A 12,537-nucleotide genomic window follows, 5' to 3' on the forward strand; every position below is an offset into this window, starting at 1 on the left:
CTGCCTGAGGTGTCTGGCCGTGCTACTGATCGAGAACCAGGTACTTGTCCAGCAGGGCCTCGACGCCGATGCAGTACTGCGAACTGCTTTCGTTTTCCTCGTATACCGGATCCATCGCCACGGCGGACACCGATTCGCGAAGCCCCAGCAGGATCTCGCGGACGTGTTCCATGTTGTGCAGCGTCATCACTTCGCCAGAGCCGTCATCCGTGGTGGCGTACTTCTTGGCCTTTTCTTCGTCCGTGAACAGGTTGATCAGCGTGATCGGCTTCCCTTCCTCGTCGTTGCCGACGGTACTGGAATAACCATCTTCCTGCTTGATGACAAATACTGGGTAATTCCAAGGCGAATTGTCGACGATCAGGAAATCTTCCAGTAGCGTTTTGATCTTGGCGACCCACTTGGCGTTGATGTCGAACTCGATTGGCTCGGGATCATAAGCGACTTGGGTTACCGGCAGTTTTAGGCTTTTAAGAAACCAGCGGAATTCGCGATCGTTATTCAACTGGCGAGGTTCGCCGATGATGGCGAACTGCTGCATGAAGTTGAGCGCGACCTGCTCGGTCGAGTGCGTGGTCAGGATATGTTGGGGCTGATCATCGGTATCTTTGGGATCGACAATCGATGTGTAACCGCCCCCATGCGCGATGAGGTAAAGCGGATACTCCCACTGAATCGGTGCGGACATTTCCGGGGCTTCTCCTGGTTTCGGATCCGTGGTTCAGGTGGCGGCTGGGTTGGCTCGCAATTGTTTGGCGATCTCGCGATTCTCTCGCTGAATCAGCTGTCCGCACGCGGCGGCGATATCGGCCCCTAGCGAATAGCGGATAGTGACGGGAAAACCAGCTTGTTTCAGTTGGTCTGCAAAACGATCTCTTGTTGCCTGATTGCTTCCCCGCAGATGATCGGCGCCGTCGATCGAATTGTACGGGATCAAGTTCACGTGTGCGTGGACGTTTTTCAGGAAACGGATCAGTTTTTCGGCATCCTCAGGCCGATCGGTGCGTTGCTCTAACATCAGGTACTCGATCATGATTCGCCGCCGGTCGCTGAGCTGAAGCCGCAAAAGGGTCTCTTTTAAGCGGCTTAGCGAGACACTTTTGGCCAGCGGAATCAGATCTTGGCGTTCAGCATCGTCGGCACTGTGCAGGCTGAGGGCCAAGTTGACGCTCGGGAATCGCTCGTCGAGACGTAGCATTTCGTCGGGAATGCCTACCGTCGAAACGAGCAACCGCTGCTGTGAGTAGTCGAACAACAGGGGAGACGTCAGGGCGGTGATCACATCGTGAAGGTTTGCAGGATTGTGCAGTGGTTCGCCCATGCCCATGAAGACGATATTCCGCACGCGGCGGTCTTCGTCACGCAGCAGTTGGTTGGCCTGGACGACCTGATCCAGGATTTGGGCGGCTGTAAGATTCCGGGCAATTCCCATCTGGCCTGTGGCACAAAAGCGACAGGCGGCCGCACAGCCAATTTGGGACGAGATACACAGCGACGTCCGGCCGGTGCCGGCACGCAGGATGACCGACTCGATCATCAGCCCCTCGTCGGTGCGAAAGAGCAGCTTCGTCGCCCCGTCCATCTGCGAGTCGAGCCGTTCAGCCAGCGTCAGGGGGTGGGGCTCGATCTCGGATCGTAAGATATCCGCCACATTGGGGGCGACTTCCGAGAGAGCTTCTTCGAAAGCCCAGCCCTGCTTCAGCCACCGCGTGCGAAATTTGCGGAGGGAATGGACGGTTTGCGAATCGTTTCCGAATCGCTCGTTCCAGGCTGTGACGTCGTACCAATACGGCATAAAGGGTTCTCTGCAGGGTTTTCCCAGTATAACAGTTATCCCATTCACTCAACGATGAATGCCGGTGGTTGGCCGTCTGAATTCACGTTTTTCCCAGGAGCATGCGCCGTAGATAGGGTAAAATAGAAGTAGTTTCCGATCCTCGACCGAATAATTCGTTGCGAAGAGTGAGGTCAACCAATGAACGTCAACACCTATCACCACTGGAAGTTCACCGTGGTTGGCGGCGGGATCGCGGCCCTGGGGCTCTTCTTGCTGTCGACGTCTTACCTGAACCCGCAGTCGACATCGTTGATGTCTTCCGCCGGAGTCGGAACACTCGTCCTCGGCATGGCCGTTTTCGCCTACGGGCTTTGGGCCTACCTGAGACATCAACCAGGGAAGAATTAGGCGACGGCTAGACCGATGCCGCCGACTTTAAACGAGCAGCTTTTGCCTCGTGCCGCTCGGCTTGCCGTCGGTCGATGTGTTCGAGGTCGTCTCGCGGCGTGGCGTTGATGAGCTTACGAGTATATTCCTCTTTCGGATCGGCATAGATCGCTTCGGCCGGGCCGAATTCGACGATCTTGCCTTCGTTCATCACGGCCATCATGTCGGCCATGAACTTGACCACGCTCAGATCGTGGCTGATGAAGATGTACGTCAGGCCGCGCTTCTCTTGCAGGTCTTTCAGCAGGTTCAGGACCTGGGCTTGGACCGACACGTCGAGCGCTGAGACTGATTCGTCACAGACGAGGAAGTCTGGCTCGACGGACAGCGCCCGGGCAATGCAGATACGCTGACGCTGACCGCCGGAGAACTCGTGCGGGTAGCGGCGAAGATGATCGGGATTCATCCCCACTTCCTGCATGAGATACGCGGCTCGATCGCGTTGTTCTTTCTTCGTCTTGCCGATGTTCTGAATGACCATCGGTTCGCAGATAGCGGACTCGATCGTCATGCGTGGATTCAAGCTGCCGTAGGGATCCTGAAAGATGATCTGGATCTTCTTCCGCATCTCGCGAAGTGCGTACCCATGCAGGCCGCGAACATTCACCCCTTCAAATTCGACCGTACCATCGGTGGGCTCGATCAGACGCAGGATGGCTCGTCCGCTGGTTGTCTTGCCACAGCCAGACTCGCCAACCAGACCCAGCGTCTGTCCGCGATAGACATCGAAGTCGATTCCGTCGACCGCTTTCACGTGACCGCTGACCCGCGAGAAAATCCCTTTGCGGATCGGGAAGTGAACCTTCAAGTTACGCACTGAAAGTAGTGGTCGCTCGTCATCAGCAACAGCCTTCGTGTCGGCCGTGTAAGAACCCTCTTCCCAAGGGTGTCCCATTTCCTGCAAGGCCTGCTTGGGATGCAGGAGTCGCCCTCGTCCTTCGACCATCAGTTGATCGAACTTCTCCTGCGACATCTCCTTCTCGATAATCTCCACGCCGGACTCGGTCGTCTTCGACTCCATGAAGTCGCTGACGGTCGGTAGTCGACGATACTTCGTGTCGAGGCGCGGACGACAGGCCAGCAGACCCTTAGTGTATGGGTGCTGGGGATTCTCGAAGATCTGGCGGATGTTACCGTTTTCGACAATGTTGCCCCGGTACATGACCAGCACATGGTCAGCAATCTCGGCAATGACACCCAGGTCGTGCGTAATGAACAGAATCGACATCCCACGGCTGTCACGCAGCTGACGAAGAATATCGAGGATCTGGGCCTGGATGGTCACGTCGAGAGCGGTCGTCGGTTCGTCGGCAATCAGCAGCTTGGGATTGCAGCTGAGGGCCATCGCGATCATGACACGCTGCTTTTGACCGCCAGACATCTGGTGCGGGTAGTAGTCGACGCGCTTGTGCGGTTCGGGGATGCCCACTTCCTCGAACAGTTGGATCGTCCGTTCGCGGGCTTCCTTTTTGTTGAGATCTTGATGCAGGCGAATGGCTTCCATGACCTGCGCGCCGACGGTGAACACGGGGTTCAGCGACGTCATCGGTTCCTGGAAGATCATGCTGATGTCTTTACCGCGAATCTTCCGCATCGCCGGATCAGGCAGGCGAACGAGATCGGTACCCAGGAACGAGATACTGCCTTCCTCGATCGTGGCACTGCGTGCGAGCAGCTGCATGATCGACAGCGACGTGACCGACTTGCCGGAGCCGGATTCACCGACGATACCCAGCGTTTCCCCTTCCTCGAGTTGGAAGGAGATGCCGTCCACGGCCTTGACGATTTCCTCGCCATGGAAGTAGGTCCGCAGGTTGTCGACTTTAAGCAGGGTTTTGGTCATGGTCGGATCGGACAAGGATGTTAGGCGTCGCGTGTTCGTGGGTCGGTAGCTTCCTGGATTCCTTCACCGATCAGGTTGTATGCCAACACGGTGGTAAAAATGGCCAGCCCAGGAAAGAAGATCAGCCACCACATCGAGCGGATGTTGTTCTGCCCTTCGTGCAGGACGCGACCCCAAGTCGGCGTCAGTGTGTCAGCACCAATCCCGAGGAAGCTGAGTGCACTCTCAGTGAAAATGGCAGCGGCAATGCCGAAGCTGATCGGCACAAGAATCGGTGCCAAGGCGTTTCGCAGGATATGGATGAACATGATTCGCATGGAACCTGCTCCCATGGCCTTCGCCGCGGCAACGTACTCGATCTGTTTGATCTTGAGGAATTCAGCCCGCGTGAGTCGTGCGATACCGGTCCACCCGGTAAGGCCAATCACGGCCACCACCTGCCAAATGCTGGGATGCTCGGCGATGGCCAATAGGGCGATCACCAGAATCAGCGTGGGAACGCACAGGATGATTTCGATGAACCGGGAAAGCACGAAGTCGACCCAGCCGCCAAAGTAGCCTGCACAGGCACCAATGGTGACCCCAATGACTCCGGCAATGCCCATCGATACGAAACCGACCAACAGGGCCACGCGGGTTCCATGCACGAGTTGGGCGAAGACATCGACACCGTTCGAGTCGGTCCCCATCAGGTTGCGCCAATTCGGTTTCCCGTCGGCCTTGTCGGGGTTGCCAGGTTGCCCTTCAAACCAGTCTTCGCGGACGCGTTCGATCGGGTCTTGGCGAACTAGCGGCCAGATGGCCCAGCTATCAGGATCGTTCGCTTTGAGGTTGGGTTCGTAACGTTTCTCGAAGTGATCGCCGGTGGTGAAGATCGCGTTTTCCCACGGAGCGTAAAAGTAGCCCATGCAGGGAAAATAGATATTCCCTTTGTAGGAGCACACGATCGGCTTGGTACCAGCGATCGCCGGAGAAAAGATGGCAACCAGCGCGAGGAAGCCAACGAAGTAAAGCCCCAGCATGGCCATCGGACGACGTCGATAGTAACGCCAGGCAGTGGCCCAGAAGCCTTGCGAGACCGCAGGCTTGGTTGGTTTGACGGGCTGTTGAGCAGGTTCAGGCACGGCACTCATGAGTTACGAATAAGTAATCCGGGGGTCAACGAATGCGTACAGAACATCGGCCAGCAGCTGACCGAGCAGCGTCATGACCGAGAACATCAATACCAAGCCCATAATCACCGGATACTCTCGCATGGTGATCGATTGGTAAAAGAGATAGCCGATGCCATTCCACTGGTAAATGGTTTCCAGGATCACCGAGCCGGCCAGCAATGCGGGAAGCGTCAAGCCGATGATCGTGACCAGAGGAATCAGCGAGTTCCGGAACGCATGCTTCACCAAGATGCTACTCGGACTGGCCCCTTTGGCCTTCGCGGTTCGGATGTAATCTTGCTGGATTGTCTCCATCATGTTGGCTTTGATGAAGCGGGTATAGTAGGCCAGCGATGTGTAGGTTAAGCAGATCACCGGCAAAATGGCATGCGATAGAACATCCCAAAACTTGCCCAGCGTGCTCATCTCGGCATAGCCTTCACCGGTCGACCCGTACAGAGGTAGCCACTCGAGACGCACCGCAATGATCAAGTTCAAATAGACGGCCGCCACAAAGCTGGGCAACGCGTACAGAATGTAAAGAATCGTGCTAACCAGCCGTTCGCGGAACGACAAGGCATTCGCGGTCGACCAGAGCCCCATGGGAATACACAGAAGGTAGGTCAAAACCAGCGACGTGCCGGTAAGGATCAGCGTCTTAGGGAGTCGCTCGCCGATGATGATCGTGACCTTCCGGCGATCATTGATGCCGCGTCCCAGGTCGCCTTGCATGACATCGCCTAGCCAATACCAGTAACCGACATACCAGGCCTTGTCCAAGCGGTATTGCTTTGACAGCTTGTCCATCTGCTCTTGCGACATCATGGCGTCCATGCGGACGGTTTCTTGCATGATGGTTAGCGGCGTGCCCGGCATATTCCGGATAAGCCCATACACAATGAAGGTCACCGCCAGCAATGTGAAGATGCCAATCAGGAGGCGACGGGCGATATAGGTCAGCATGCGAAAGAACGACTTGGAAAGGTTGGTGGAAGGAACACTGCGAATCGATCGATCAGGTGGACGGCTAGGCTACAGCGGCTTAATCTTCCAAACCGATTCCATGCCGGGCGTATAGTGGAACGGGCCACGAGCACTAAATTCGTAACCTCGCATGTCCTTGTTAAACCCATATAGCGACGACAAGTAGAAGAGCCAGGTGTACGGCTGGTCTTCGTAGAAGATCGTGGCCATTTCCTGGTAGATCTTGGCTCGCTTTTCGCGATCCAGTTCGACCATACCTTCTTCGTACAGCTCATCGACCTTCTTGTTCGAATACTGGCCGTAGTTACGAGTCTGGCCGGTGCCGAAGATGTTCTTGGTGTAGAACGGATCGGTACCAGAACCCCAACCGCCCAGCATCGCGTCGAACGTGTGGTCCTGGGCTTTCTGCTGCAGAACGGTGAACTCGGTGGCCCGCTCTTCGACCTTAATGCCCAGCTTGTTCAGGCTGGTAACAATCACGCGGGCAACCTTTTCCGAGGTGGGCGTTTGTCCCCGCATCAGGGTGAAGTGGAAGGGAACCTTTTTGTCACCGATCATCTTGTCGCGAATACCGTCAGCATCGCTATCGACCCAGCCGGCTTCGTCCAACAGCTTACGGGCCTTGTCGAGATCGTACGTAAACATCGGCAGCGGCGGTTCCGGGGCCATCCACGAGGTCGGATGGAACGGACCATTGGCTTGCTCGAACAAGCCATCCAGAACGCGGTCCAGCAGTTCCTTGTAGTCGATGCCATAGCTCATTGCCCGACGAACTTTGGGGTCCTTAAAGAACTCGGACTCGCAGTTCCAGGTAATGTGATACTCGGTCCACTCGGTAGCCTTCACTTTTACGTTGTTGGCAAAGAACTCTGGCGTGTTGGCGTCGGTGTTCCACTTAGGAGCCGGAATCTCCATTTCGTCGATCTTGCCTGCCGACAGCGCGAGCAGTGCCGTGTTGGTGTCGGTAATCACTTCCATGCGGATGTTCTTGAAGAACGGCTTATCGCGAACCTGCTTGCCATCGTGCATGTAGAAGCCTTCACGACGCTGAAGCATCACGTTCTTGCCGCGGGTTCGCGAGATGACCTCATACGGACCGCCGACGACCGGCGTCTCTTCCAGCTTCAGGTGAATGTCGCTATCGACCATGCTGGGGTCCATCGCGATCGATTCGTAGTAGATGTGTTTCGGAATGACCGGAAACTCATCTTTCCACTCGTTCACAGCGGTGGACTTCTCGTGGAAGATGCAGAATGTGTAGTCGTCGTAGGCCTTCAGGTAGAGGACCGTCTCCATACCGCTGGAGATGGCCGGCATGAAAGCAACCATATCGGGGTGCTTCACCAGCTTGAAGGTAAACTCCCAGTCGTAGGCCGTGATCGGCTTGCCATCCGACCAGGTCAGGTCGTCGCGAATGACGAACTTGTGGACCGTGTTGTCTTCATTAACCTGCCACGACTTGATGAACGTTCCGTTGCCCACCGCGTTCAGGTCGATATCCGAGGTAATCGAACCCACGCCGGTCAGTCCGGCGACGTCGAAGTCCGACGTGGAACTCATCGTCAGTGGGTTCAGGCTGTTGATATCACCAGCAACGTGATGCACCCACGTCGCGTCCCAATTGACTTCGTCTTCGCTTTTGGGGAGGACCTTGACCGACTCGAGGATCTCTTGGATCTGCTCGTCGTTTTCTGACTTTAGATTGACGGCTTCCGCCGGAGGCATCGGAGGTTCGTAGTTAGCCAGTTGCTGCTTGAGCTGGTCGAGCAGGTTGATGACTGGTTTGTCCTTCCAGGTGTTATTGGCGTCCAGTTCTTCCAGCGATGGGGGCTCGAAACCTTTGACCCCTTTCTCGTAGTCGAACTCTTCGATGGCTGCCTGGATCTCGTCTTCCGAGTATTCCGAGGAACCTCCGGTACAACCAGCCAATGGGGCTAGTATCACGAGGAACAAGAAGAGATGGATAGCCAGGGCGCCACGGACGTTTGTCATTACGCAACCTCTTAACGAGACAGCATCAAATGGAATCCACCGCTAGCAACGCTGTGAGCTGACCCAATCGATGCAATTTTCCTAATTAATCCCCTTGGAATCGTAAACGTATCAAAAAAATGGGTCAATAACGGCTCACCGCGGGTTCCTCATTAGCCACTGCTGCTGTCATGGCTGTCTTCATGCACTTTTTGGGGGGAATCGACAGCTAGCGTATCGAGTCGGGGCAAAATTTGCCGTTTGGCGCGATTTTGCTGATTTTGTCGGCCTCCCTACCCGATCTTTCCAAATGATGGATGAGACTTGATTGCGCTCGCGCTGGGTTCTCATCAATTGCCTATCGCGAGCAAACGTTACGTCATTGGTATGAGATTGAATATGTCGACTACCCCCAAAACTCCTTGGTTGTTGCTAATCGCCGTCGCCCTGCTCGTGACCGGAGCTCCCAGCTTCGTGCATGCCCAGGCCACGCAACCTCAATGGATCTGGGCCACGCAGCACCATAAAGACCAGGTTCCGGCGAGCAGCTGCTTTTTCCGTAAGAGCATCAACATTTCTCAGATGACCGGTGGTCAAATCATGATCACCGCTGACGATGAATATGAGCTCTGGATAAACGGAAAAAAAATCGCAGAAGACAATAACTGGCGAAATCGGCGGAAATACGACATTTCGAACCACCTGACCATCGGTGACAATGTCTTCGCCGTTCAGGTGCGAAACACGCAAGGCAACGCCGCAGGGCTCTTGGCCGAGATTACGATCTTCGGTTCCAACAACCAGAAGGTGAGCTTCCCCTCGAATTCGTCGTGGAAGACGGATCTGCGTCCGTTCCCACTCTGGCAATCGACTTTCTACAGCGATTCACGTTGGCAACGTGCTCAGGAGTTTGGTCCGGCTAACGGAACGACTCCTTGGAATAACGGACAGCCGCAGGTCGCTGCGAACACCAATAATGGTCCTCCGGTTCCTCCAGAACCATCGTTTGCTGAGAAGCCACGTCCTTCGCAGCGTCCGATTGAGGCCAAGCCAATCTCGACCGCTAAGAAGCCTCAGGCAACGCAGCCTGAGGTGGTATCGACTCCGCCTGAGAATGTCCCGGCAGAAGAATCGCGTTTCCGCATTCTGCCTGGCTTTGCGATTCAAGAGGTCATTTCGGCCGAGAAGACCGGCGCGCTGATCTCGATGACCTTCAATGAATTCGGCAACATCATCGCCTCGAAAGAAGGCGGCGACCTGATGCTGATCTACGATTCCAACGATGATGGTGTCGTCGATGCACAGCGGGTTTACAACGACACGATCAAAAACGTCCAAGGTATTTTGCCACTCAACGGCGATTTGTTCGTCGTTGGCGAAGGCTCCGAAGGAACGGGCCTCTACAAGCTGAGCGATACCGATGGAGACGGCGACGTCGAAGAGGTTGCAACGCTGGTTACTTTCAACGGAGCGATCGGTGAGCACGGCCCGCACGGTCTGGCCTTGGGACCGGACGGATTGATTTACATGGTGGCCGGTAACGACACCAAGCTCGAGTCCGACGTCGATGAAAAGAGCCCTCACCGCCACTTCTATGAAGGGGACCTTGTCCCACGGTTTGAGGATCCAGGCGGTCATGCAGTGGGAGTGAAAGCCCCAGGCGGCATGGTCCTGCGTACCGACATTGAAGGGCAGAAGGTCGAGATCGTCGCTGGCGGTATTCGCAATGCTTACGACCTGGCATTCAATCGCAACGGCGACCTGTTCATTCACGACAGCGATATGGAATGGGACGAAGGTTTGGTCTGGCACCGTCCGACCCGCCTCTACCAGGTTTCGCCCGGCTCCGATTTCGGTTGGAGAAGCGGTTGGGCGAAGTGGCCAAATTACTATCCTGACTGTGTTCCGCCGATTCTGGAAACCGGAGCTGGTTCTCCGACCGGCTTAGTCGTTTACGATCACTTCAAGTATCCAGCGAAGTATCAGAACCGCCTGTTTGTTACCGACTGGGCCAATGGCCGCATTAGCACGGTATCACTGACCCCAGATGGCGCTGGCTATGTTGCCAAGAGCGAAGCACTGCTCGAAGGCAAGCCAATGAACGTGACCGATCTGGAAGTTGGTCCCGATGGCTGGGTCTACTTCACGACCGGTGGCCGTGGCACCGAAGGCGGACTTTATCGAATTGTCTACAAGGGAGACATCCCTGAAGGAAGCGACGACCTGGGCAAGGGAATCGCTCAGGCAATCCGTCATCCTCAGCCACAAAGTGCTTGGGGTCGGCAGAAGATCGCCGAGATTCAATCCGATTTGGGTGACTTGTGGAATCCACAGATCCAAGGTGTTGCGATCGCGAAAGAGAATCCTTCGTACTATCGCACCCGTGCACTTGATTTGATGCAGTTATATGGTCCGTCGCCGACGCTTAGCATGCTGCTTGAGTTGACTGAGGATGACAATGCCGAAGTGTGCCAAAAGGCAATCTCGCTTTTGATTAACTACCCAGGCAGCGAGGCGACCGATCGTTTACGCGAATTGCTAGAGCACAAAAGCTCGGCCGTTCGTCGAGAAGCATGTGAAACGCTCTGCGAGATTCGTGGTACGGTAAACTACGAGGAACTACGACCTTTGTTGTCTGCTGAAGATCGACGCGAAGCCTATTCGGCTCGTCGCTTGCTCGAGAACCAGCCGGTTGAAAACTGGATCGAAGATGCTTTGATTGCCGATTCGGCAACGCTGTTCAACACCGGTTGCATCGCTGCTCTTGTGTCTCAGCCGTCACATGACATCGCTTTGAAGATCGCCTTGCGAGCTCAGAAGCGTTTGGATGACTACCTGAGCGATGAAGAATTCCTATCGATGCTGCGTGTCATTCAGTTGGCGATCGACCGTGGAAGCCTCAACGAAAGCGAGGTGCCAGGTCTGGCAGACCGATTGGCCAGCGAGTTTCCCGCAGCCGACCACAAGATGAATCGCGAATTGATTCGCACGCTGGCACACTTCCGCGTATCCGATATCACCGACCGCTACATCGCCCACCTCGACAGTAAGCTGCCGGCCGCTGAGCGTTTGAATTTGGCTATGCACATGTCCTTCATTGAAGAAGGATGGACCAGCGAACAGAAGCTGAAACTGCTAGGTCATCTGGAAAGCGGCTTGAAGATCGAAGGCGGCGAAGGGCTGCGTGGCTACATCGAAACGAGCACGAAGCAATTTGTGAAATGCTTGACGCCAGAAGAACAGTACGTGGCGCTGACCATGGGACACATGTGGCCCAACGCAGCCTTGGCCGTTCTGTTTGAATTGCCAGAGCATCCCAGCGACCAGGTTCTCGCCATTCTTCGCATGATCGACGAAGAGCTCATCGGCGACGAAACAACGGTCGCAACCCGCATGCGAAAGGGTATCGTTGCGATCCTGGCCGGTAACGGCACACCAGAAAACATGGCCTATTTGCGAAAAGCATTTGATCGCGAACCGGAACGCCGGGCATCGATCGCTTTCGGTCTGGCCCAGCAACCCGAAGGGAAGAACTTCTCGTACCTGGTCAAAGCCATTCCTGTTCTCGAAGGTGACTTTGCCACCAACGTGATTCAGAAGCTCACCCAAGGCACACAAACCGAGAGCGATCCCGAAACGCTTCGTCAGCTGATCATGCTGGGCTTGCGCTCGGACGACACCTGCAAACAAGCTGTCAATCAGCTTTTGGTCAAGTGGACCGGTGAAACGGCGGCATCGCCAGCCGATCCATTCGAGAAGCAGATGCAGTCGTGGCAGGGTTGGTTTGCTGAAAGCTACCCGGATCTTCCGGAAGCGAAGCTGGTCGACAACAAGTCGAGTAACTGGGACCTGGAAGAACTGCTTGAGTTCCTGAGCTCCGACGATTACCACGGTGGGGATGCGACCTCCGGGGCGTTGATCTTCAAGAAGGCCCAGTGTGCTGCCTGTCACCGCATGGGCGGAGCTGGCGAGGCGATCGGCCCAGACCTGACAGAAGTTGCCCGACGCTTCCAGAAGAAGCAGATCCTGGAATCAATTCTGTTCCCATCGCACGTGATTTCCGATCAGTACGCGACCAAGCAGATCCTGACGATCGACGGTAAGATCCTGTCCGGCTTGATCTCGACCAGCCCGAGCGGAGATTACGTCGTCATCGACAACCAAGGCAACAAGACCGAAGTGCCTAAGGCCGACGTCGATGAACTGTCGCCATCGAAGACCAGCATTATGCCGACTGGACTGTTGGATCAACTGACTGCCGAAGAGATCGGCGACCTGATGACTTACCTCAAGGCCAACAAAGCCTCGTCGAAGACCCAGGTCGCGACTCAGCCAAGCGGCACATCGGTTCGCTAGCCAAA

8 protein-coding genes are annotated in these 12,537 nt (G+C 55.6%); 2 read left to right on the forward strand and 6 right to left on the reverse strand.

Translation table 11 applies throughout. The features are described from left to right. Positions 1-22: 22 nt before the first annotated feature. Together PSR63_RS13190 and rlmN are read right to left on the reverse strand one after the other, a co-directional pair. Positions 23-688 (reverse strand): hypothetical protein, encoded by a 666-nt coding sequence (locus tag PSR63_RS13190; protein ID WP_274333920.1) that lies wholly within the window; start codon positions 686-688, stop codon positions 23-25. Between the two features lie 33 nt (positions 689-721). Continuing rightward, positions 722-1,795, reverse strand: a complete 1,074-nt coding sequence (rlmN, locus tag PSR63_RS13195; RefSeq protein WP_274333921.1) for a 23S rRNA (adenine(2503)-C(2))-methyltransferase RlmN — start codon at positions 1,793-1,795, stop codon at positions 722-724. 180 nt (positions 1,796-1,975) lie between these two features. On the opposite strand from rlmN, the gene PSR63_RS13200 reads away from it, so the two are divergent. Beyond that, complete coding sequence (locus tag PSR63_RS13200) at positions 1,976-2,185, forward strand: hypothetical protein (protein WP_274333922.1); 210 nt, start codon at positions 1,976-1,978, stop codon at positions 2,183-2,185. A gap of 7 nt (positions 2,186-2,192) precedes the next feature. On the opposite strand, the gene PSR63_RS13205 is transcribed toward PSR63_RS13200, so the two are convergent. The 4 genes from PSR63_RS13205 to PSR63_RS13220 all read right to left on the reverse strand — a co-directional run bounded on the left by PSR63_RS13205 (position 2,193) and on the right by PSR63_RS13220 (position 8,197). Then, the gene (locus PSR63_RS13205; protein WP_274333923.1) at positions 2,193-4,067 is read right to left on the reverse strand and encodes an ABC transporter ATP-binding protein; all 1,875 of its coding nucleotides are present in this window, start codon (positions 4,065-4,067) and stop codon (positions 2,193-2,195) included. Positions 4,068-4,087: 20 nt separating this feature from the next. Continuing rightward, on the reverse strand, positions 4,088-5,191 hold the full coding sequence (locus tag PSR63_RS13210; protein ID WP_274333924.1) for an ABC transporter permease: 1,104 nt from the start codon (positions 5,189-5,191) through the stop codon (positions 4,088-4,090). Positions 5,192-5,203: 12 nt separating this feature from the next. Further along, positions 5,204-6,184 (reverse strand): ABC transporter permease, encoded by a 981-nt coding sequence (locus tag PSR63_RS13215; RefSeq protein WP_274333925.1) that lies wholly within the window; start codon positions 6,182-6,184, stop codon positions 5,204-5,206. Positions 6,185-6,253: 69 nt separating this feature from the next. After that, on the reverse strand, positions 6,254-8,197 hold the full coding sequence (locus PSR63_RS13220; RefSeq protein ID WP_274333926.1) for an ABC transporter substrate-binding protein: 1,944 nt from the start codon (positions 8,195-8,197) through the stop codon (positions 6,254-6,256). Positions 8,198-8,575: 378 nt separating this feature from the next. Between PSR63_RS13220 and PSR63_RS13225 the strand changes: the two genes are divergently transcribed. Further along, complete coding sequence (locus PSR63_RS13225; RefSeq protein WP_274333927.1) at positions 8,576-12,532, forward strand: DUF7133 domain-containing protein; 3,957 nt, start codon at positions 8,576-8,578, stop codon at positions 12,530-12,532. The last annotated feature ends 5 nt before the right edge of the window (positions 12,533-12,537 follow it).

Origin of the sequence: Bremerella sp. P1 (assembly GCF_028748185.1) — a bacterium.
GTDB lineage: Bacteria > Planctomycetota > Planctomycetia > Pirellulales > Pirellulaceae > Bremerella.